This is a genomic window from Streptomyces sp. NPDC034085 (genome assembly GCF_055575555.1).
This window is the reverse complement of sequence record NZ_JBVISL010000017.1, coordinates 48296-70311: the sequence shown is the minus strand read 5'-3', so window position 1 is coordinate 70311 and position 22016 is coordinate 48296. Positions and strand designations below refer to the sequence as shown.

General features: G+C 75.7%; 18 protein-coding genes. 7 read left to right on the top strand and 11 right to left on the bottom strand.

The annotated features are described in order from the left end of the window. Window positions 1-16 precede the first annotated feature (16 nt). The 4 genes from ACZ501_RS33980 to ACZ501_RS33965 form a co-directional block, all read right to left on the bottom strand. Window positions 17-2119 (bottom strand): VMAP-C domain-containing protein, encoded by a 2103-nt coding sequence (locus tag ACZ501_RS33980; protein ID WP_468800482.1) that lies wholly within the window; start codon window positions 2117-2119, stop codon window positions 17-19. Next, complete coding sequence (locus ACZ501_RS33975) at window positions 2116-3357, bottom strand: hypothetical protein (protein ID WP_468800479.1); 1242 nt, start codon at window positions 3355-3357, stop codon at window positions 2116-2118. The genes ACZ501_RS33980 and ACZ501_RS33975 overlap by 4 nt, the downstream gene beginning before the upstream one ends. 155 nt (window positions 3358-3512) lie before the next feature. Next, entirely contained in the window at window positions 3513-4181 is a 669-nt protein-coding gene (locus ACZ501_RS33970) for an O-methyltransferase (RefSeq protein ID WP_361609394.1), read from the bottom strand. Between the two features lie 17 nt (window positions 4182-4198). After that, window positions 4199-5347, bottom strand: a complete 1149-nt coding sequence (locus ACZ501_RS33965) for a class I adenylate-forming enzyme family protein (protein WP_468800476.1) — start codon at window positions 5345-5347, stop codon at window positions 4199-4201. A gap of 245 nt (window positions 5348-5592) precedes the next feature. Here ACZ501_RS33965 and ACZ501_RS33960 point away from each other — a divergent pair, with 245 nt between their 5' ends. Together ACZ501_RS33960 and ACZ501_RS33955 are read left to right on the top strand one after the other, a co-directional pair. Continuing rightward, window positions 5593-7887, top strand: coding sequence for an immune inhibitor A domain-containing protein (locus ACZ501_RS33960; protein WP_468800474.1), 2295 nt, complete (start codon window positions 5593-5595; stop codon window positions 7885-7887). A gap of 193 nt (window positions 7888-8080) precedes the next feature. Beyond that, entirely contained in the window at window positions 8081-8965 is an 885-nt protein-coding gene (locus ACZ501_RS33955) for a trypsin-like serine peptidase (RefSeq protein WP_468800471.1), read from the top strand. A gap of 50 nt (window positions 8966-9015) precedes the next feature. Here the strand turns inward: ACZ501_RS33955 and ACZ501_RS33950 are convergent, their stop codons facing one another. The 5 genes from ACZ501_RS33950 to ACZ501_RS33930 form a co-directional block, all read right to left on the bottom strand. After that, on the bottom strand, window positions 9016-9483 hold the full coding sequence (locus ACZ501_RS33950) for a MarR family transcriptional regulator (protein ID WP_468800468.1): 468 nt from the start codon (window positions 9481-9483) through the stop codon (window positions 9016-9018). Between the two features lie 115 nt (window positions 9484-9598). After that, window positions 9599-11008, bottom strand: coding sequence for an FAD-dependent oxidoreductase (locus ACZ501_RS33945; protein ID WP_468800466.1), 1410 nt, complete (start codon window positions 11006-11008; stop codon window positions 9599-9601). Between the two features lie 566 nt (window positions 11009-11574). Further along, complete coding sequence (locus ACZ501_RS33940) at window positions 11575-12090, bottom strand: hypothetical protein (protein ID WP_468800463.1); 516 nt, start codon at window positions 12088-12090, stop codon at window positions 11575-11577. A gap of 199 nt (window positions 12091-12289) precedes the next feature. Beyond that, window positions 12290-13222 carry an oxidoreductase gene (locus ACZ501_RS33935; protein ID WP_468800461.1) on the bottom strand — a complete coding sequence of 311 codons (933 nt, stop codon included), beginning with the start codon at window positions 13220-13222 and terminating at the stop codon, window positions 12290-12292. A 31-nt stretch (window positions 13223-13253) separates the two neighbouring features. After that, entirely contained in the window at window positions 13254-14231 is a 978-nt protein-coding gene (locus tag ACZ501_RS33930; protein ID WP_468800457.1) for a transcriptional regulator, read from the bottom strand. Between the two features lie 632 nt (window positions 14232-14863). Between ACZ501_RS33930 and ACZ501_RS33925 the strand changes: the two genes are divergently transcribed. From ACZ501_RS33925 to ACZ501_RS33905, 5 genes are all read left to right on the top strand, one after another. Next, a complete protein-coding gene (locus ACZ501_RS33925; RefSeq protein WP_468800454.1) occupies window positions 14864-16084 on the top strand; it encodes an MFS transporter in 1221 nt (406 codons plus the stop codon). Continuing rightward, on the top strand, window positions 16081-17331 hold the full coding sequence (cbiE, locus tag ACZ501_RS33920) for a precorrin-6y C5,15-methyltransferase (decarboxylating) subunit CbiE (RefSeq protein ID WP_468800452.1): 1251 nt from the start codon (window positions 16081-16083) through the stop codon (window positions 17329-17331). Before ACZ501_RS33925 ends, cbiE begins: the two co-directional genes overlap by 4 nt. Then, complete coding sequence (gene cobM, locus ACZ501_RS33915) at window positions 17328-18077, top strand: precorrin-4 C(11)-methyltransferase (RefSeq protein ID WP_362462649.1); 750 nt, start codon at window positions 17328-17330, stop codon at window positions 18075-18077. The genes cbiE and cobM overlap by 4 nt, the downstream gene beginning before the upstream one ends. After that, entirely contained in the window at window positions 18067-18837 is a 771-nt protein-coding gene (locus tag ACZ501_RS33910; RefSeq protein ID WP_468800449.1) for a cobalt-precorrin-6A reductase, read from the top strand. Before cobM ends, ACZ501_RS33910 begins: the two co-directional genes overlap by 11 nt. 434 nt (window positions 18838-19271) lie before the next feature. Further along, window positions 19272-19787: a hypothetical protein gene (locus ACZ501_RS33905; RefSeq protein ID WP_468800447.1), complete on the top strand. Its 516-nt coding sequence runs from the start codon at window positions 19272-19274 to the stop codon at window positions 19785-19787. Window positions 19788-19869: 82 nt separating this feature from the next. On the opposite strand, the gene ACZ501_RS33900 is transcribed toward ACZ501_RS33905, so the two are convergent. After that, window positions 19870-21369: a precorrin-2 C(20)-methyltransferase gene (locus ACZ501_RS33900; protein WP_361610067.1), complete on the bottom strand. Its 1500-nt coding sequence runs from the start codon at window positions 21367-21369 to the stop codon at window positions 19870-19872. Next, window positions 21366-22013: a precorrin-8X methylmutase gene (locus ACZ501_RS33895; RefSeq protein ID WP_361610066.1), complete on the bottom strand. Its 648-nt coding sequence runs from the start codon at window positions 22011-22013 to the stop codon at window positions 21366-21368. The genes ACZ501_RS33900 and ACZ501_RS33895 overlap by 4 nt, the downstream gene beginning before the upstream one ends. Between the last annotated feature and the right edge of the window lie 3 nt (window positions 22014-22016).

Here is a 22016-nt window from a genome sequence, read left to right as displayed (position 1 = left end):
TCGTCGGCGGGCGGTGTCACGCCAGTGAGCGGAGGTCGACGGTGTCGTCGGGATCGTCCCACAACAACACCAACCGGTCTTCCCCTCCCGGGTCCTGTCCGGCGGCCGCCCGGCGCACGTCGCGTACCCGGGCGGGCAGCCCGAACACCGCGGGCGCCCCCGGCCCGGCCTCCGGGGCGAGCAGCGCGGGCAGCCCGCCGGGCGGCGCGCCACCGCCGCGCCGCCAGACCGCGACGGGCACCCCGCCTTCGAGCAGGGCCTCCAGCAGGGCGGGCGTCCGGCTCCCGGAGACGTGCCCGAGGACGCAGGCGGGCGCCGGCCGCGCGCCGAGCGCCATCCCGAGGGCGTCGGTGACGTCCGGGTCCTCCAGCAGCCGTACGGCGTCCGGGTGTCGGCCGTCCTGGACGTGCAGCCAGCGCCATTTGGCCCGCCACTCGGCGCGGGTGTCCTCGCGCTCCTGCGGGCAGCGCACCACCACCTCGTGGACCGTGCCGAGCGGGCGGGTGCGGCCGCCCGGCCCGCGCGGAACGGGCCACTGTTCGAAGTCGGTCTCCAGCAGTTCGTACGGCACGTCGAACTCGATCCGCCCGATGCTCCCGTACGGCTGCCCGGCACCGGCACCGCCCTGCGCGAGGCGGCGTACGAGAGCGGCCCGTACCGCGGCCAGCGGGACGGGGCTGCCCTCCGACTCCCACACGTGGTGCGTCCGTTCGCCCCGCACCCACATCCGGGCCAGCAGGCCGTCCCCGCCGCCGGGTGGGGACTCCAGGCGTACGTGCAGGGTCGCCCGGCGCGCGGGGGCGGGCGGCGGACGCAGGGCGGGCAGGGCGAGGCGCTCCCGGGTGGCGCGCACCCAACGGGCGAGCCCGGCCGCCCAGTCGGGGTCCTCCGGGCCGCCGCCGGGGCCGCCGCCGGGCCGGGCGCTGCGGTCGGCGAGGAAGTGCACGAAGGGCACCGCCAGCGGCATGCCGGTGCGGCCGCCGTGCCGTTCGTCGAGGTCGGCCACCACGTCGAGGAGGGTGTCGGCGGGCAGCCCGCCGTGGGCGGGGGTGGTGCAGCCGGCCGCCTTGAAGGCCCAGGCGTAGGCCTCGTACGCGCAGCGCGGCAGGTCCCGGTCCTCGAACAGCTCGCCCAGCCCGTCCCAGCCCGCCTGGTCGAGGCGGGGGGCGCGGGGCAGGGCGGACCCGGGCAGGAGGTCGTCCAGGAAGGAGTTCGCGTCCCAGTCCCGGTCGACGAGGAACTGCGGCAGCTGCCAGCCCTCGCCACGCTCGCGCAGGTCCTGGAATGCGCGGTGGATGCGCCGGGCGGCGTGCGGCAGGACGGCGGCGCCCTCCCGCACGGACCGCTCCCCGAGTTCGCCGAGCAGGGCCTCGGTGAACCGGCCCGCGCCGCGTTCGGCGTCGTTCTGTGCGGCCTCGCCCTCGCGGGAGGCGTACAGGCGGAACTGGCGCCGCCCGGGGACGGTGGTGCCGCCGCCGTAGTCGGCGCTGCCGAAGTTCCAGCGGCTGTCGCGGGGCGCGTCGACCCGGCAGGCGTCCACCAGCGCGGCCTGGAGCGGGAACCGCCGGTGCCCGACCAGGTCGGTGCGCCACCAGCGCAGCGCGGAGTCCAGGTTGAGGTGGCGGATGTGGCCGGGGCGGGCGTCGGCGCAGGGCAGCATCAGCTCCCCGCCGCGTCCGAGGTGGCCGTGGCCGGCCCAAAAGATCCACAGCAAGTCCCCGTCGCACGCGGGGAGTTCGTCGAGCAGCACGGTCCTGGCGTTCTCCTCGGTCGCGGGCCGGTACGTGCTCCTCAGTGCGGCCAGGCCCGGGGAGGCGGACCAGTCGAGGGTGTCGGGGTCGTCGAGCGGGGAGAGCAGCAGCCGTACGTTGGCGGCGGGCACCTCCCCCGGCCCGGTGAGCCACCGGGCGAAGCGCAGGGCGTCGCGGGCGGGGCCGCGCAGGTTCCAGTGGTGGCTGATCTCGTACCGTTCCACCCCCGCGACGAGCGCGAAGGTGCGCCCGGGTGCCGGGTCCGGGTGCGGGATCGCGTTCACATGCACGTTCACGTTCAGGTGCGCGTTCGCGTTCGCGTTCGCGTGCGGGGGCGGGGGCGGGGGCGGCGTGCCGAGGGCCGTCACCCGATCCCCGCCTCGGCCACCGCCCGTTCGATGCGCTCGTAGAGGGACTGCTGCTTCCAGTAGGCGCTGTGGCTCGCCGGGAAGGGCTGGCGGCTGCTGATCTCGTGGTCGGTGACGCGGGGGTCGCCGGGGAAGACGGGCCCGGCGAGGTAGGAGAGCACGTCCTGGCGGTCGTACACGTTGAGCCAGCGCGGGAACCCGTACGGGAGCGCGCTGCCGGGGCCCAGGGCGGTGAGCGCGCCCAGCTCGTACAGGTACGGGGCCTGCGAGCCGACGGTGACGAGCAGTTCGACGCCGGGTACGGGGCCGCCGGCGGCGGCGGCCAGCGCGAGCAGGTCCACCAGGGCTATGCCGCCGAGGCTGTGGCCGATGAGCACGGCCGGGCCCGGCCGGGCGGTGATCCGCTCGTGCAGGAACGCGCGCAGGCCGGCGCCCCTGGCCTGGTAGCGCAGGATGTCGCCGAGCGCGGGGGTGGTGCCGGTGGTGAGGGGGCCCCGCCAGGCGTTGAGCAGGGGCTGGGTGGTGACCCGCATCGCGAGCCGGCCGAGCACGGCGGCGGCCCGGGCGCCGGGGACGCGGGCGCCGCCGCCGAGGCGGGTGGTGAGGAGCTCGACGAGCCGGTCCCGTTCGGCGGCGGTGCAGTCGGCGGCGGCCCCGGCGGTGGCGAGGCAGGCGGCGGTGACGGCCCGGGCGAGGGCGGTGGCCAGCTCGCGGGCCTGCGGTTCGGCGGTGGCGCGGGCCCCGGCGCGGGCCGCCTCGGCGGACCGGGCGGCGGCCTCCAGCGCGGGGCGGTACCCGGCGGCGAGGCCGGTGCCGCGCAGCAGGGCGCCCAGCTCGTCGGGGCCCTGCCCGTCTTCGGGGGCTTCGGCGAGCCGGTGCAGCAGCTCCAGCACCCGCTCCCCGGCGGGGCGTACGCCGGGCATGGCGAACGGGTCGTCCCCGGCGGCCTCCCCCTCCCCCGGCCCCCAGCCGGCCTCCGCCAGGACGCGCAGCTCGCACAGCGGGTCGGCCAGCAGCAGCCCCCACTCGGCCGCCTCCTCGCCCCCGTCGGCCCCGCCGCCCGCCCCCGGTAAGGACCGGCTGCCGGCACCCGGCTCCGCACCGAACCGCTCGCCCCAGAAGCAGGAGTCGACCTCCGCCCCGGGAAAACGGCCCGCGAGCCGCTCCCGGACCAGCCCGAACAGCGCATCGTGCCGCTCCCGCCGTACCCCCGTACCGTGCACGAACACGAACCGCATGACCGCACCGCCCCCTCGTCGCTCTCCCGCCCGGCACGATAGCGCCACCACCGGAACAGCACCCCCCAAACGCCCAGTCCCCCCGCCGGCCAACCACCCCGGCCGGCCATCCGCCGCCCGCAGTGCGGGGCGGTTCCGCCAGGCGGTCCGGCGGGTCAGAGCTTGCGCGCGAAGAGCAGGCCGTCCGCCACCGGGAGGAGGACGGATTCCACGCGGGCGTCGGCGCGGACGTGGGCGTTGAACTCGCGCACGGCCCGGCCGTTGCCCTCGGCCGCCGGGTCCGCCGCGTCACCGCCGAAGAGGGCGTTGTCGGCGAGCAGCAGCCCGCCGGGCCGGACGCGCGGCACCAGCTCGTCCCAGTAGGCCCGGTAGCCGCCCTTGTCGGCGTCCAGGAAGACCAGGTCGACGACCGGTTCGGGCGGCAGGGCGCGCAGGGTGTCCAGGGCCGGGGCGAGTTTCAGTTCGATGCGGTCGGAGAGTCCGGCCTCCTTCCAGGCCTCCTGCGCGATCGCGGTCCATTCCGGTGAGACGTCGCAGGTGAGGACCCGTCCGCCGGGAGCCAGTCCGGCGGCCAGCGCGAGGGTCGAGTATCCGGTGAAGGTGCCGACCTCGACGATCCGGCGGGCTCCGGTGAGTTTCGCGAGGAGGGTGAGCAGGACGCCCTGCTCGTGCGGGACCTGCATCACGGCCCGGCCGCCGAGGGCGCGGGTGCGCTCGACCAGCCGCCGCTGGACCTCGGTCTGCGGCTCGGCCTGGTCGACCAGGTAGGCGTACACCTCGGGGGTGAGGGGGACGGTCTTGACTCCGTCGGGCTGCCTGTTCACGGCGTACGTCCTCTCGTTCACGCGGGCGGGTCGAACTGGGCGGGCAGGGGTTTGCCGAGGGGTCCGCGCGGGATGCGGTCCACCAGGCGCACGGCGCGGGGCTCGGCGCCGAGGCCGCGCGCGGCGGCGCGTACGCCGTCCGCCGTCAGGGGGCCGCCGCCGGCGACGAGCACGTCGTACGCCTCCGCGTGCCGGGGATCGGTGACGCGTACGCAGGCCACGTCCGCTCCGGGCAGCGCGGCGCGCAGCCGGGCGGCGATGGCGCCCAGGTCGTGCCGGATCCCTTTGATCCGCACCAGCTGGGCGCGGCGGCCGAGGCGCAGGAACAGCCGGTCGCCGAGCCGCCGGACGAGGTCGTCCATCTCGTGCCGGTCGGGCCGGCTGCCGTCGGGGAAGGCGGACAGGCGCGGACCGGTGACGGTGAGCGGGCCCTCCTCACCGGTGCGCGGCGCGGCGAAGGCGACGTCGTCGAGCAGCGTCCAGGCGCCGGCCGGGTCCCAGCCGGTGCGGTGCGCGACGGAGCCGGTCTCGGTGGAGCCGAGCAGCTCGATCAGGACGACCCGGGGGTCGGACGCGAACCGGCGCGCCTCGGGGGGCAGTTCGGCGGAGCTGTGGAGGAAGGTGAGCTGCTCGAAGGAGGCGGTCCAGCGGGGGTAGCGGGCCAGCACCCGGAAGGTGGAGGGGATGGCGACGACGGCGATCCGCCGGGCCGGGACGGCCGGCGGCGGGACGGGTAGGGTCGGGACGGCCGGGGCCGGGACGGGCGAGGGCGGGTAGTCGGTGGCGGGCCAGAACCACACCGGCAGTCCGGTCACGGCCGGCAGCAGCACGGTGGCCGAGGCCCCGTAGGCGTGCCGGGGCGGGGCGAAGCTGACGATCGCCTCGGGTGCGTACGGGGCCAGCAGGCGGGCGGTCTGCTCGGCGTCGGCGCGCAGCCGGGCCCCGGAGAAGATCCGCCGCACCGGGTCGCCGATCGCGCCGGAGGCCTCGAACTCGTAAGCGCGCCCGTCCAGTTGCTCCCGCGCCCGGGCCGCCTCGGCGGGGGTGAGCCGGTCCCACGGCAGGTGCCAGGGCCCGGACGGCCCGTCGGGGGCGCCGGAGCCGATGCCGGGGCGCTCCCACGGCGCGTCGAAGGGCAGGGCGGGGTACGGCGGTTCGAGGGGCATGCGCTCGTCTCCCCCTGCTCGTTCGGTGGACGGGGCGGGGGCCCGCCGGCGCACCGGGAGCCCTCAGGGGCACAACGACGGTGCCCCCCAGGGGGAAACGGCGGGACGGGCGACTTCCGCGTCCGGGTCGGCCATCGGCGGCCCTCGGCGCCATCGGGACCCCTATCCATCACCTGTGACATGTGAAATATTACCTGCGCTCCGGGCCCACGCCCCTCACCCAACTCCCCGAAAGGTCCCGTCCGTTGCGCAGACTCGCCTCGGCGGGAGCCGCGATATCCCTCGCCGCCCTCGCCCTCCTGCCCGTCCCCGCCCTGGCGGCCACGGCGCCCCCGCCCGCACCCCTCACCGAGAACGGCGGCGAGCAGGCGGCCCCGCCGCCCCTCGCCCCGCTCGAACTCCAGCGTCAGGCCCTGCGCCGCCAGGCCCTGGAGGCCATCGCGGCCGGCGGATCCGACGCCTCCGCCGCCGCCCGCAGGACCGCCCCTCTCCCCCGCACGGCGAAGATCGGCGACCAGTACGTCGAACTCGCCCAGCAGCGCAAGGACAAGGTCTTCGTCATCCTCGCCGAGTTCGGCGACCAGACCGATCCCCGCTTCGGCGGCACGCCCGGCCCCCTGCACAACACCATCGGCAAGCCCGCCCAGGGCGACAACCACACCCTCTGGCGCAAGGACTTCGACCGGGACTCCTACCGGCAGCAGTTCTTCTCCCCGCAGCCCGGCTCGGCGTCGATGCGCGCCTACTACAACCTCCAGTCCTCGGGCCGCTACGACATCGACGGTACGGTCACGGACTGGGTCAGACTCCCGTACAACGAGGCCCGTTACGGGACCGACGACTGCACCGAGCCGGGCCAGTGCCGCACCAACTGGGACCTGGTCCGCGACTCCACCACCGCCTGGTACGACGCCGAGCGCGCGAAGGGCCGCACGCCCGAGGACATCAGGTCCGAACTCGCCCAGTACGACGTGTGGGACCGCTACGACGCCGACCACGACGGCGACTTCGACGAGCCGGACGGCTACCTCGACCACCTGATCGTCGTCCACGCCGGCAAGGACCAGACCTGGGGCGGCGGCGCCCAGGGCAAGGACGCGATCTGGGCGCACCGCTGGTTCGCGTACTGGAACCAGGCCGGCAGCGCGGGCCCGGAGGGCAACAAGGCCGGCGGCACGCCGGTCGGCGACACCGGGATCTGGGCCGGCGACTACCTGACGGGCGGGGAGAACAGCGGAGCGGGCCTCTTCTCCCACGAGTTCGGCCACGACCTCGGACTTCCCGACCTCTACAGCTCGGACGGGGACAACGGCGTCAACTTCTGGTCGCTGATGTCCGCGGCCTCCTACCTGGGCAAGGGCCCCAACAGCACCGGCCGGTTCCCCGGCGACCTGGACCCGTGGAGCAAGCTCCAGCTGGGCTGGCTCGACTACACGGAGGCCGACGCGGGCCGCAGGACCCGGGCCACGCTCGGCGTCTCGGGCTACAACACCGAGGACCCCCAGGCCCTCCTGGTCCACCTCCCGCCCTCCACCACCCGCACGGACCTCACGGACCCCTACGAGGGCACCCGTCAGTGGTGGAGCGGCACGGGTGACTTCATGGACAACACCCTGACCCGTCCGCTGGACCTCACCACGGGCGCGGCCACCCTCACGGCCCGCCTCTGGTACGACCTGGAACAGGACTTCGACTTCCTGACGGTGGAGGCCTCCACGGACGGCGGCACGACCTGGACCGCGCTCCCCGGCACGGTGGGCGGCGCCCCCATCCCCGCGAAGGGCATCTCGGGCACCGCGACCGCCTGGACGGACCTCTCCGTCCCGCTGGCCGCCCTCACGGGCCGGAACGTCCACCTGCGCGTCCGTGCCACGTCGGACGGCAACACCCACGGCCGGGGCGCGACCCTGGACGACATCCGCATCACGGCTGCGGACGGCCGCACCCTCCTCCAGGACGGCGCGGAGCAGGGCGACAGCGGCTGGACCCCGCTCAAGTGGTCCCGCACGGAGGGCCGCACCGGAACCACCGACCACCCCCGCGCCTACTTCGTGGAGAACCGCCGCCACACGGGCTACGGCACCTTCCTGAAGTCGGGCCCGTACAACTTCGGCTTCACGGGCGACAAGGTCGAGTTCTACCCGTACCAGCAGGGTGTGCTGATCTGGCTCTGGGACACCGCGTACAGCGACAACACCACCAAGGCCCATCCGGGCAACGGCCTGCTCCTCCCGGTCGACGCCCGCCCGGCGCCCCTGCGCTTCCCGGACGGGACCCTCCTCAACGCCCGCGCGCAGACCTTCGACGCCCCCTTCTCGACCCGCCCGACGGACCGCATCACCCTCCACAGGGCGGGCATCCCGCTGACCGTCCCCTCCCGGCCGGGCGTCCGGATCTTCGACGACCGCCACCACTCCTACTGGACCCCGGACCTCCCCCAACTCGGCGTCAAGGTCCCCGACACGGGCACCCGCATCGAAGTCACCAAGGAGTCCCCCACGGGCACCAGCACCACCGTCCAGCTGACCCCCTCCCCCTGACGCGGACGCCGCGGCTGACCCACCCGGGCGGCCGGGCGGGTCAGCCGTGGGGGAGGACCGCGGCGAGCACCGCGGGCAGGGGGTACCAGTCGCCGGGGGCCTGTGAGGGCGGACACACGCCGGAGGGGAACCAGGGGGGCCGGGCGTCCGTTGGCCGGAGGACGGCGGGGCGGAGACCTTCAGGGAGCGGTGGATGACGGGCAAGGCCGTGCGGGTCTGCGTGCTGGCCGGTGTCTGCTGTGCGCTCGTGGCCGCCGGGGTGGCCTTCGGCGTGGGGCGGTTCGGCACCGTCGCCGACGGGGACGCCGCCCGCGGAAGTTACGCGCAGGACGCCCGGCTGGCCGACGAGGCCGCCGGAGCGGTGCTGGAGAAGCTGGCCGAGGGCGGCGGGGAGCGGGGTCTGCGGGCCGAGGTGCCGTGGCGGGTCTCCGAGCCGCTGGAGGCGCGGACCGCCGAGCCCGAGCCGGCGATCGGGGCACTGTTCTCCCCCGGCACGGACTGGGACGACGAGCACCACTGCTCGGGCAGCGTCGTGCACTCCCCCGACGGTGACCTCGTCGTCACCGCCGCGCACTGCGTGTACGCGGGCGGGTTCCGCACCAACCTGGCCTTCGTGCCCGGGTACGCGGAGGGGAAGGCGCCGTTCGGGGTGTGGGTGCCGACGCGGATCGAGGTCGACCCGCGGTGGGTGCGGTCCTCGGACCCGGACTACGACGTGGCGTTCCTCCGGGTGCGCCGGCCCGGGCATCCGGGGCAGCGGCTGGAGGACGCCACGGGGGCGCAGGCCATCCGCTTCGGCCAGCAGCTGCCCGCCCCGGCCCGGCTGGTGGGCTACCCGAACGACGCCGAGCAGCCGCTCGGTTGCGCCAACACAGCGGTAGCCGCCGGACCCACGCAGCTGCGGCTGGACTGCGCGGACGTGCCCAACGGCACCAGCGGCGGCCCCGTCCTGACCGCAGCGAACACCCTGATCGGGGTGATCGGCGGCCGCGACGGAGGCGGGGACGAGGTGACGTCGTACAGCAGTTCCTTCGGCGAGGACATCCGCAATCTGTACGAGCGGGCCATCCGCGGCTAGGCCGCCCCTGGCCCGCCGGGCCTCAGGCTGCGGGCGGCAGACGGCGGGCGTCAGGCGGACGGGCCGGTCGCGTTGTGGATCAGGCGCTGGAGGACCTTCAGGGTGGTGACGTAGTCCGCGTCGTCGATGCCCTCGTGGAGGGCGGCGCGGATGGCGGGGGCGTTGCGGGCGAGGTCGACGCGGGCCTGTTCCCCCTCCTCGGTGAGCCACAGCCGGTCCTCGGTGTCGCGGCGCAGCCACCCGCGTTCCAGCAGCACTTCGGCCTCGGCCGCCAGGTCGTCCTCGGCTCGGAGGTAGAGGGCCATGGCCGCGCGCAGCTCGGGCAGGGTCATGCCCGCGCCGTCGGGGGAGATGTCGTTCACCGAGAGGTTGCGCAGCAGCCAGAACTGGGGCTGGGTGTAGCCCTTTTCGGCCTGCCGTGCCCGGGTGAACGCGATGAGGGCCTCGTAGGCGACACCACTCCAGTAGGCCGCGGGCTGTCCGGCGAGTTCGGCGTCGGAGATCTGCTGGGTCGTCATGTCGTGTCCCCTCCGGATCCATCGGTGCGGGTCCCGCACCTCGGTGCGGGCCATGGGGAGACCGTAGGACCTCGACTGCGCTTGAGGTCAAGCGGAGATGATCTCCATCACCCTCCTACGACGTGTGGTGGGGCGGGTAGTCGGCGGTGGTCCGGGGTGCGGTCGGCAGGCGCCACTTCGACAGGACGCGGAGCATCGTGCCGGGGGCGAGGAGGGTGTTCGGCGGGGCGGAGAGGGACAGGACTCCGAAGAACGCGGCGGAGATCTCCGGGTCGGCATTGGCGCCCGCCATGACGCGGGACATGTACGCCTGAAGGACGCGGGTCGCCCGGTCGGACGGCGGGCCCTCGGTGCCCGGGTAGCGCAGGTCCTCGCTGGTGGCGATCTGCCAGGCGACGGAGGCCGCGGTGACGGTGTGCCGCTGGACGCGTCGCGCCTGGGCCGGGATCCGCGCGGCGGTGAGGCCGGCGAGGGCCTCGTCCAGGGCCTGGGCGGTGAGGGCGGCGACGGTCATCCCGTGCCCGTAGACCGGGTTGAAGCGGCACGCCGCGTCACCCATGACGAGGAAACCCTCGGGCCAGCGGTCCATGCGCTCGTAGTGGCGCCACTCGTTGGCGGTCGCCCGGAAACCGGTGGGCGGGGCCAGTGGCTCGGCGTCGCGGATGGCGTCATGGAGAGCGGGGCTGCGCAGGGTGCGGGTGAACGCAAGGAACTCCGGGTCCGTGGTGGGCGGGGCGTGCTCGCCGTTGCCGATCAGGGTGACCAGCCAGCGGTCCCCTTCCAGCGGCACCAGCACTCCCCCGCGGGGGCTGTCGGGGCGGCCCTGTACGTACATCCCGTGCCAGCGGCGCTCCGGGCTCCCGTCCGGGGCGGCCTTGGGGACGGCGTACGGGCGGCTGGAGTAGCCGAGGTGGGAGTCGTAGCGGGTGACGGCCGGGGCGGGGTAGCCGAGGGCGGCCAGCCAGGCGGGGGCCTTGGAGGTGCGGCCGGTGGCGTCGACCACGAGCGCCGCGGCGATGCGGCCTCCGTCGCGCAGGGTCACGCCGGCCACCGAGCGGCGGTCCGTCCCGCCGACGAGCCCGGTCGCGAGGCGGCCCCCCAGTATCCGGATGCGGCCGTCGCGCAGGACGGCGCGGCGCAGCGTCCAGTCGAGCAGTTCCCGGCTGCCGATCAGCATCCCCGCTCCGGGCACGCGCCGGAACCAGTCGGCGGGGCTCAGCCACAGGAAGTCGCGCGGGGACTCCAGCAGGGCGGCTCCGGCGGCCGTCAGCTCGGCGGTGGTGCCGGGGAGCAGCCGCTCCATCAGCTCGATACCGCGCGACCACAGCACGTGCGCGTGCCGGGACTGCGGCAGGCCGGGGCGGAACTCCGGGCCGTGCGGGGACAGATCGTCCCGTTCGACGACGGTGACGCGGGCGAACCGGTCCGCCAGGACCCGGGCCGTCAGCAGCCCGGCCAGGCCGGCCCCGAGGACCACGGCGTGGTCCCCGGGGGATTCTGAGTGGTTGTCCGGAGTGTCGTCCATGGGACGAGTGTCCGGCCGCGGGGGCGGCGCGGGTCAGGTCCCGTCCGGGGCGGACGGGTGCGCGACGGGGCGTGCCGGGGGCGCACACGATGCGCCCGGGGCGCCCGGGGGCGCGCGGGACGGCAGGGGGCGGCCGGAATAGCCAGGGGCGCGCGAAACGGCCGGGCGGCCGGGGGCTCATGGGCCAAGCCGTCTCTGTCGGCGGAGCGGCCTGCATGGTCGAAGAAGCGTGCCCGCGCCGCCCCGCCGGCCTGCGCGGAGCGCGATGACCAACTGCTTGAGCTCAGGGACGGGACCCGGATGCCGTTCGACGACCGCCTGACCGTTGTCAGCGCGGTCGGGCGCCCCATCTCGTCCACGCCGTCGTTGCAGCACAGCCCGCACACCAGCCGCCGAAAAAGACCGTCGTGAGCACCGCCGGGCTGCCCTGCTGCACCGGCTCGTCGACGTCCTCGGCGACGAGTCCACCCGCTACCTCGCCCAGGACACCGAGGACCGCGCCGAAGACTGACGGGGCGGGGCCGACGCCTGCACTCCCGTCTCCGAGGGCTGAACCGTCCCCGGCTCTACCCCTGAACGAGGTCGTAGACAGCTCGTCGAGGGTCAGTTCTGACGATGAGCCCGTCCGCGCACAGGTCGCGCAAGATCTGCCGGACCCGCTTCTCCGCTGCCCGTTGGTCTTCCCACGTGTGACCGTGGTCGCCCAGAGCCTTGATGGCACGCTGCGGATCCCAGGTGCCACCAAGGGCGCGAATCGCCTGGGCGAGGGCATGCCGGTCGGGGTGATCCTTCTTGCGGTGGCCGGCGATGCTGGCCGGGGCGCCGCTGTAGTTGCAGTCGACGCACTTCTCCCACGAGCAGTCCGGATCGGTGACGGCGGCGTGGCGGACGGAATGGTGCGAGCCGAAGCCGTGAGCGTGGAGCAGTTGGGCGACGGACCCGTCGTACTTGAGGGCCATGAGCGCTGCTTCGGCGATCTTGTCGCGGCCGGCGGCGAAGAACTTGCCCAGGCCGACGTCCTTCCCGCAGCCGCACCAGCACTTGCCGGTCGGGATGAGGTGGGGCTTCTGATTGCTCGGCATGAACCCAAGCTAGCGATCCTTGGGTTGGGGTCGAGGGGTACATCCGAGGATGGCATTCAAGGGTCGCGCCAGCGCCATCAGGCCTACAGCCGCACGCCGGCCTCCTGCACAGCAGGGTCAGCGGCGCGCGTCGCCGGGGGCCGAGGCCGGGACAGGCAGCGCGATACCCCCCGGGGGTACCTTTCCTCCGTTCGCCGCCTCAGGGCGCCAAGGGTGGGAACGTGACGCCCGTGAGCTTCTCCGAGGTGGACCACAGCCGCTCCCCGGCCGCGTCGTCCAGGGTCCACCGGGCCCGCCAGGAGCGTACCGGCGCGCCCCGCCAGCCGAGCCTCGGCCCGAAGAACTCGTCCTGCCGGACCCCCGGCGCGGTGGCCGCGTAGAGCGTGGGCAGGGCGCCCGCCGCGGCGGGTTGCGCGAGCACGCCGTTGCCCAACGCCATGACGCGCGCCGCGAGGCCGCGGCCCTCCGGGCGGGAGGCGCCCGCGTGCAGGTTGGTGGAGGCGTAGCCGGGGTGCGCGGCGGCGGCGGTGATCGCCGAACCGGCGGCGGTGAAGCGGCGGGCCAGTGCGTGGGTGAAGAGGAGGTTGGCCGACTTGGAGCGGCCGTAGGCGGTCCAGCGGCGGTAGTCCCGCTCGGACCCCTCGAAGGAGGGGCCGGGGCGGCCCAGCACGTGCAAGACGCTGGACACGTTGACGATCCGGGCCCCGGGGGCAGCCGCGAGCAGCCTCGGCAGCAGCAGTCCGGTGAGGGCGAAGTGGCCGAGGTGGTTGACGCCGAACTGGGTCTCGAACCCGTCGGCGGTACGGCCGTAGGGCAGGGCCATCACCCCGGCGTTGTTGACCAGCAGGTCGAGCGCAGGGCGGTGCCGGGCGAGGTCCCGCGCGAACTGCCGTACGGAGGACAGATCGGCGAGGTCCAGTTCGAGGAACCGGACGTCGCAGGAGGCGACTTCGCGCCGCAGCCGGCTCACGGCGTCCCGGCCGCGCGCGGCGCTGCGGCAGGCCAGGACGACGCTCGCGCCGTGCCGGGCGAGTTCGCGGGCGGTGACGTAGCCGATGCCGCTGTTGGCGCCGGTGACGACGGCGGTCCCGCCGCTCTGGTCCGGGATGCGGGTGGCGTTCCAGCCGGTCACAGCAGCCTCCTCGGGCGGTCGCGGCCCCACCCTACTCAGGCGTCCCCGCCGCCGACACCAGGACGTCCCCGGCCGCGACCCGGCTGTAGAGCACGGTACGGCCCGTGCGCCGCCGCAGGATCAGGCCCGCGGCGAGCAGCACCTTCAGCTGTCCGGCCACCGCGCCCAGGCTGAGCCCCGTCAGCGCCACCAGCTGGGTGGTGGACTTCGGGCTCTCCAGCAGCACCAGCACCCGCGCCCGCACCGGCCCCAGCAGCCGCACGAGCGCCTGCGGGGCGGCCGGCCCGGACCCCTGCTGGGTGAGCTGGCCCGCGCAGGGATACACGAGCGCGTGCCGGTGCGTACCGGTCCAGGAGACCCAGCCGTGCGCGTGCGTCACCGGTACGAAGACCAGCCCGGCCTCCGCCGTCAGTTCACGCGGCCGGCGCTGCTGGAGGTTGACGCGCAGCCGCCCCTCGCCGAGCCAGGCCATGCCGGGCCGTATCCCCGTCAGGGCGGCCGCCCAGCCGCCCTGGCCGAGCTGGCGGGTGCGGACCAGGATGTCCGCCTCCGCGACCCGGCGGCGCCGCTCCCAGTCGGGGCGTACGGCTTCCTCCCAGACCCACTCCAGCAGTCCGGCCGTCCTCGGGCCGAGGCCGCGCGCCCGGTCGAGGGCCTCGGGGAGCCGGCCGGTGGCGGCGCGCAGGTCGGTACGGACCACCGCGTCCGGGGCGGCCCGTACGGCGGCCACCTCCTCGGCGAAGGCGCGGCCGTCCTGGTGGGGCGTCGGCGTCAGGAACCCGGCGATCCACAGCCGGCCGAGTGCGGCGCGCACCAGGGCGGCGGTGAGGGGCTCGGCGGCGAGGTGGGCCCGGTAGTGCGGGAGCCGGTCCGCGAGCCAGGCCCGCTCGGCGGGGTGGGCGTGGGTGCGGCGCTCCAGGGCCATGAGGGCGGCGGTGGTCTCGGCGAGGGGGGACACCAGGAAGCGGCTGCGGGCGAGCGCGTCGGTGTCGATGCGCCACCACCCCACGGCCGCCACCCCTTCCCCACCCGGCCGCCCGGCCCCTCCGGGACGCCGCCTCGATCATGCCCTGCCCGCGGGACGGGGGCCGGGTGGGGGTCACGGACCGAAGGCTCGCCGGCGCGGCGGAGGCAGGCCGGCCCCGGGCGGCCGGCGAGCCGCGTCCCCGCCGGTGACGGTGAACCCGTACAGGCTGCCGATCACGCACCGCGCTCCTCGCCTTCGAGCTGGAGAACCGGGCCTGCTTCGCCGCGTCCGTGCCCGCCCGGGGCCGGCGGCACCGGAACCTGCCGGCCGAGCAGGAGGCCGGGGTCTGCTCCTTCCCCCTGCCGGTCGGCACCGCGGGCGAGGACACCCCCCAGCCCCACCGCCCGCCGGGGGCGGAGCCCCGCGCGGGCTCGGGGTGGAGCTCCGGTCCCTCCTGGGGAGCCGCGCCGGCGATCGAGGCGGGAACGGTGGAAGGGCGGGTAGGGGACAGCCCCGCAGGGCCCCCAGCGGCAGGCGGTGCGCAGGCCGCGCGGGGGCGCACACCCGGTACCCGGACGGGGCGCGGCGGCCCGCCCCGGCGGCGCACGGAGCCGGGGTTTCGGGTGGGGGCGAAACTCTGGGGGGTCGCGGCCGGCGCGGCGCAGACTCCGCGCATGTCACGCAGCTACCGCTCGCTCGCCGTCCGCGTCCCCGAGTTCACCCCCTTCTTCGCCGCCGCCGCCCTGCGCGTCGGCGCGTCCACCACCGGCGGCCTCGCCCTCGGGGTCCTCGTCTACGGCCGCACCCGCAGCCCCCTGCTCTCCGCCCTGGCCATGTTCGGCCCCTCCCTCGCCCAGGTCCTCGGCGCCACCCTGCTGATGGCCGCCGCCGACCGGCTGCCCCCGCGGGCCGCGCTGGCGGGGCTCGCCGCCCTCGCCGCCGCCGGCACCGCCCTGCTCGCGGCCCCCGGGCTCCCGCTGTGGGCGGTGTTCGCGGTGCTGCTCGGGCAGGGGCTCGCCGACTCCCTGTCCGGCGGCGTCCGTTACGGGCTGCTCACCGAGATCCTGCCGCCCGGGGACTACCTCCTCGGCCGGTCGCTGCTCGCCGTCGCCGCAGGCGTCACCCAGGTCGCCGGCTTCGCCGCCGGCGGGGTGCTGCTCGGCGCGCTGTCCCCGCGCGGGGTCCTGCTGGTGTCGGCCGGGCTCGGGCTGGCCGCCGCGCTGACGGTCCGCCTCGGGCTGCGCCGCCGCGCGCCCCGGGCCGGCGGCAGGCCGTCCCCCGCCGAAACGTGGCGGGTCAACGCCCTGTTGCTGTCCCACCCGGCCCGCCGGACCCTGTACCTCGCCCTGTGGATCCCGAACGGCCTGATCGTCGGCTGCGAGTCGCTCTTCGTCCCGTACGACCCCGCGCACGCCGGGCTGCTCTTCGGCTGTGCCGCCGCCGGCATGCTCGTCGGGGACACCGTCGCGGGCCGCTGGCTGCCCGAGCGGCTGCGGACCCGGCTGGCGGCGCCGCTGCGGCTGCTGCTCGCCGTCCCGTACCTGGTGTTCGCCCTGGAACCGGGTCCCGTCGCCGCGACGGCCGCCGTCGCGCTGGCGTCCACCGGCTACGCCGCCGGGCTGCTGATGCAGGAGCGCCTCGTACCGCTGCTGCCCGAGGGGACGCAGGGGCAGGCCCTTGGGCTGCATTCGGCCGGGATGCTGACGGCGCAGGGGGCGTGCGCGGCGCTCGCCGGGGCGGTGGCGCAGTACACCTCGCCGGCGGCGGCCATCACCGTGCTGGCGGCCGCGTCGGTCGTGGTCACCCTGGCACTGGAGCCGGGACTGCGCCCCGCTAAGCTGCGGGTCCATCCCCCGCAGTCCCCTTCTCCCGTTCCCCGAGGTACCGCGCAGTGAGCTCCGCAGCACCCCCCGTACCGGTGACGGTCGTCGGCGTCGGCGCCGACGGCTGGGCCGGGCTCACCGCCGGCGCGCGGTCCGCGCTGACCTCGGCCGAGGTGCTGATCGGCGGCCCCCGGCAGCTGGACCTGCTGCCGCGCGCGGACTGCGCCGGGCTGCGCGTCGCCTGGCCGAGCCCGCTGCGGCCGGCCGTGCCGAAGCTGATGGCCGAGCACGCGGGGCGCCGCATCGCCGTACTGGCCAGCGGGGACCCGATGTTCTACGGCATCGGCCGCGCGCTGTCCGAGGAGCTGGGCCCGGACGCCCTGCGGGTCCTCCCGCACCCCTCCTCCGTGTCGTACGCGTGCGCCCGCCTGGGCTGGCCGGTGGAGGACACGGAGGTGGTGACGGTGGTCGGCCGCCCGGTGGCGCGGCTCGCGGCCGCGCTGCACGAGCGGCGGCGAATCCTGGTGCTCAGCGCCGGAGCACCGACCCCGGACGAGATCGCTGCTCTGCTTCGAGAGCGGGGCTTCGGCCCGAGCCGGATGCGGGTGCTCGAACAGCTCGGCTCCGAGCGGGAGGACGCGTACGAGGGCACCGCGCGCGACTGGGACCACGCCCCCGGCGACCCCCTCAACGTCGTCGCCGTCGACTGCCGCCGCGACCCCGCGGCCCCGGTGCCCCGGCTCGGCGCGACCCCCGGCCTGCCCGACACCGCGTACGAGCACGACGGCCAGCTCACCAAGCGCCACGTGCGCGCCGCGACCCTGTGCGCGCTCGCCCCGGCCCCCGGCGAGCTGCTGTGGGACATCGGCGGCGGCTCCGGTTCGATCGGCATCGAGTGGATGCGTACGCACCCCTCCTGCCGCGCGGTGGCCGTCGAACGCGTCCCGGAGCGCGCGGGCCGCATCAGCCGCAACGCGCACGCACTCGGCGTACCCGGTCTGCGCGTGGTCGTCGGCGCGGCGCCGGACGCCCTGGCCGGACTCCCGGCACCCGACGCGGTGTTCATCGGCGGCGGCCTGACCGCTCCGGGCCTGCTGGACGCGGCCTGGGCGGCCCTGGCACCGGGCGGCCGGCTGGTGGTCAACACGGTCACGCTGGAGTCGGAGGCGGTCCTCGCCGACCGCTACCGGCGCCACGGCGGCGAACTGGTGAAGCTGGCCGTCGCGCACGCGGTGCCGGTCGGCGGATTCACGGGCTGGCGGCAGGCGATGCCGGTCACCCAGTGGTCGGTCACGAAGACACAAGGAGATCGAGAATGACCGTGTACTTCATCGGCGCGGGCCCCGGCGCCGCCGACCTGATCACCGTGCGCGGCGCCCGGACCCTGGCCGCCGCCCCGGTCTGCCTCTACGCGGGCAGCCTCGTCCCGCGCGAGCTGCTCGCCGAATGCCCGGCGGACGCCCGGCTGGTGGACACCTCGCAGCTCAACCTGGACGAGATCGTCGCCGAGTGCGTACGCGCCCACGCGGCGGGCCTGGACGTGGCGCGGCTGCACTCGGGCGACCCGTCGATCTTCAGCGCGGTGGCCGAGCAGATGCGGCGCCTCGACGCGGCCGGCATCCCCTACGAGGTCGTCCCGGGCGTGCCGGCCTTCGCCGCCGCGGCGGCCGCGCTGAAGCGGGAGCTGACCGTCCCGACCGTCGGCCAGACCGTGATCCTGACCCGCATCGCCCAGCAGGCCACGCCGATGCCGCCCGGCGAGGACCTGGCCACGCTCGGCCGCAGCGGTGCGCTGCTGGTGCTGCACCTGGCCACCCGGTACGTCGACCGGGTCGTGGACGAACTGCTGCCCCACTACGGCGCCGAGTGCCCGGTGGCGGTGGTGGCGATGGCCAGCCGCCCCGACGAGCTGATCCTGCGCGGGACGCTGAGCGACATCGCGGAGCAGGTGAAGGCGGCGGGCCTGGTGCGCACGGCGGTGATCGTGGTGGGCCGGACCCTGGGCGCCGAGCAGTTCCGCGACAGCCACCTGTACTCGCCCGAGCGCGACCGGCATGTCTGCTGAGGTGCCCGGGGCGGACGCCGGCGGTCGGCACGTCCTGATCCTGGGCGGTACGACGGAGGCCCGCCGCCTGGCGGAGGCGCTGGCGCGCGGGACCTCGTACCGGGTGACGACCTCGCTCGCGGGCCGGGTCGCCGCGCCCGTGCTTCCGCCGGGCGAGACCCGGATCGGCGGTTTCGGCGGCGTCGCGGGCCTCGCGGGCTGGATCGTCGGCCACGACGTCACGCACGTCGTCGACGCCACCCACCCCTTCGCGGAGCGGATGAGCTTCAACGCGTCGGAGGCGCAGGTGCTCACGGGCGTCCCGCTGCTGGCGCTGCGCCGTCCCGGCTGGACGCCCGGGCCGGGCGACGACTGGACGTTCGCCGACTCCCTCGCCGGCGCGGCCGCCGTCCTGCCGTCGCTGGGCGGCCGGGCGTTCCTGACCACGGGCCGGATGGGGCTGCACGCCTTCGCGCACCTCACCGACACGTGGTTCCTGGTGCGTTCCGTCGATCCGCCGGCCGCGCCGATGCCGCCGCGCACGGAAGTCCTGCTGGCACGCGGCCCGTTCGGGCTGGCCGAGGAACGGGAGCTGCTGGCCCGCCACCGGATCGACGTGCTGGTCACCAAGGACAGCGGCGGCGACGCGACGTCCCCGAAGCTCACCGCCGCCCGCGAGGCCGGGATCCCGGTCCTGGTCGTACGCCGGCCGCCGGTGCCGGCGCAGGTGGCGCAGGCCGTTTCGGTGGAGGCGGTCCTGGCCTGGCTCTACCGGACCTGATACGTACGGGCTAGCCGGGCCGAAGGCGAACTGGCTCCGCCGGGCCAGAGCTGTGCTGGCTCCGCCGGGCCCGAGGCCTACCGACTCCACCCGGCTGAGGCCTGCTGGCTCCCTGGGCCAGAGACGTACCGGCTCCACCCGGCCCGAGGCCTACCGACTCCACCCGGCTGAGGCCTGCTGGCTTCCCGGGCCAGAGACGTACCGGCTCCACCCGGCCCGAGACGTACCGACTCCGCCCCGGTCAGAGGCGTACCGGCTCCGCCGGGCCCGGGGCGTTCGGACGCCCCGGCGCAGGCCTCGGAGGCGGACGTTCCGGGGCCGCGTCGGGCCTCCGCTTCGTGGGGCCGGCGCCTGCGCGCCCCGCCTCCCACCGGCCCGGATGCCGTCCACGCGCCCGCCGCCACCGGCCCGGCTGCACCCTCTAGGCTGAGGGGATGCGGATACGTCACTCCCTCGTCCTGATCCTCGCCGCCGCGACGCTCGTCACCGGCTGCGGCAGCAGCAGCGGGCAGGAAGCGGCGCCCCGGGTGTGGGAGCCCGACGACGCGCTCCAGCGGGCCGACAAGGCCCTGGGCAGGGAAGTCGGCGACGGCCGCGTGACGATGCGCGGCACCGGCTTCCTCGCCGGCGGCCTGGACAAGACCCTGGAGGCCGGCGGCGAGGGCCCGTACCGCCTGGACCTCGCCTGCGACAGCGAGGAAAGCCCCCGGGTGACGGTGGTGCTGTCGCGCGAGGGCGGTTCCGCGGACCGCCCGTTCGACGTGGCCTGCGGCACCGTCGGGGAGGTGACGCGGCTGAACCTCCCGGCGGGCCCGGCGCTGACCGTGCACGTCGAGCCCACCGCGCAGGACGACTCGCCCCCGGCCGCGGTGCTGTCGTGGCAGCTGCTCACCGTCGACCCCGCGGCCGTGCAGGGCTGCCCCGACGCCCTCGCGGGCTGCCCGAGTTGAGCCGGCGGTGCGGCCCGGGCTCCCCGGGCCGCACGTCTCGGCACAGCACGCGCCGCGGCACAGCACGTGCCGCGCGTTCACGTCACGGGTAGCGGCGCGGCGTCCACGTCACCCGCGAGCCGTCGGGCCGCTGCGTGACCTGCGTCTGCGAGGAACCGATCAGCAGGATCGTGCGCATGTCCACCTCGGCCGGCTCCAGTTCGGCCAGCGTCACGACGCGCACCGACTGCTCCGGGCCGCCCACGTCCCGCGCGACGACCACCGGGGTCTGCGGGGCCCGCAGTTCGAGCAGCAGCTCCCGGGCCTTGGCGACCTGCCAGGTCCGGCTGCGCGAGCCCGGGTTGTACAGCGCGAGCACCAGGTCGGCCGCGGCGGCGGCGCGCAGCCGCTCCGCGATGACCTCCCACGGCTTGAGCCGGTCAGAGAGCGAGAGGGTGGCGTAGTCGTGGCCCAGCGGGGCCCCGGCCGCGGCGGCCGCCGCGTTGGCCGCGGTCACCCCCGGCAGCACCCGTACCGGCACGTCCTCGTAAGGGGCCTGGCCGGCCACCTCCAGGACCGCCGTTGCCATGGCGAAGACCCCGGGATCACCGCCGGAGACGACGGCCACCCGCTTGCCGCGCCGGGCGAGGTCGAGGGCGAACTCGGCGCGCTCGGACTCCACCTTGTTGTCGGAGCCGTGCCGGATCTGGCCCGGCTTGACCGGCACCCGGTCCAGGTACGTCGTGTACCCGACGAGCACCTCCGCGTCGGCCAGCGCCCGCCGGGTCTCGGCGGTCAGCCACAGCGGCCCGGCCGGGCCCGTGCCGACGACCGCGACCTCGCCGGGGCCCGGGGGCACGCTGCCCGGGTTCCCGATCCGGCTGGGCACGACGGCGACGGCGAAGTACGGGACGCTGTCGGGGTCGGTCTCGGCCAGGGCCCCGGTCCGCTCCCCCTCCATGGTGGCGCGCTCGACGTAACGGGCCTCGGCCAGCCGGCCGCTGCCCTCCATGGCCCGCCGGACGGCGGGGAAGGTACGGCCGAGCTTCATCACGACCGCCGAGTCGGTGGCGGCGAGGCGCGCGGTGAGCTCCTCCTCGGGCAGGGTGCCGGGCAGGATCGTGAGCACCTCCTCGCCCTCCACGAGCGGGGTGCCGAGGCGGGCCGCGGCGGCGCTGACGGAGGTGACGCCGGGGATGACCTCGGCCTCGTACCGGTCCGCGAGCCGCTTGTGCATGTGCATGTACGAGCCGTAGAAGAGCGGGTCGCCCTCCGCGAGGACGGCCACGGTGCGGCCGGCGTCCAGGTGGGCGGCCAGCCGGGCGGCGGAGGCCTCGTAGAACTCCTCCATCGCGCCCTGGTAGCCGCCCGGGTGGTCGGTGGTCTCGGTGGTGACCGGGTAGACCAGCGGTTCCTCGACGTGGTCGGAGCGCAGGTGCTTCGCGGCGATCGAACGGGCGATGGAGCGGCCGTGGCGGGCGCTGTGGTACGCCACGACGTCCGCCTCGGCGATCACCTCGACGGCCCGCAGGGTCATGAGGGAGGGGTCGCCGGGCCCGAGCCCGACGCCGTACAGCTTGCCCTTGTCGTCCTGACGGCTCATTCTTCCTCGCTCGCGATCGCGTTGATCGCGGCGGCGGCGATGGCACTGCCGCCGCGCCGGCCCCGCACGATCAGGTGGTCGAGGCCCGAGGGGTGGGCGGCGAGGGCGTCCTTGGACTCGGCGGCGCCGATGAAGCCGACGGGCACGCCGATGACGGCGGCGGGACGCGGGGCGCCCTCCTCGATCATCTCCAGCAGCCGGAACAGCGCGGTCGGCGCGTTGCCGACGGCGACCACGGCGTTCTCCAACAGGCCCCGGTCGCGCCAGACTTCGAGTGCGGCGGCGCTGCGCGTGGTGCCGGTCTTCGCGGCGAGCGCGGGCACGGCCGGGTCGGAGAGGGTGCAGATGACCTCGTTGCCGGCGGGCAGCCGCTTGCGGGTGACACCGCTGGCGACCATCTGTACGTCGCACAGGATCGGCGCGCCGGCGTGCAGTGCGGCGCGGGCCCGCAGGACGACGTCCGGGGTGTAGCCGAGGTCCTGGGGGAGGTCGGTCATGCCACAGGCGTGAATCATGCGCACCGCGACCTGGGCGACCGAGGCGGGAAGCCCGGAGAGGTCCGCCTCGGCGCGGATCGTGGCAAAGGACTGGCGGTAGATCGCGGCGCCGTCCTTCTCGTACTCGAACACGGTGTACTCGCTCATTTC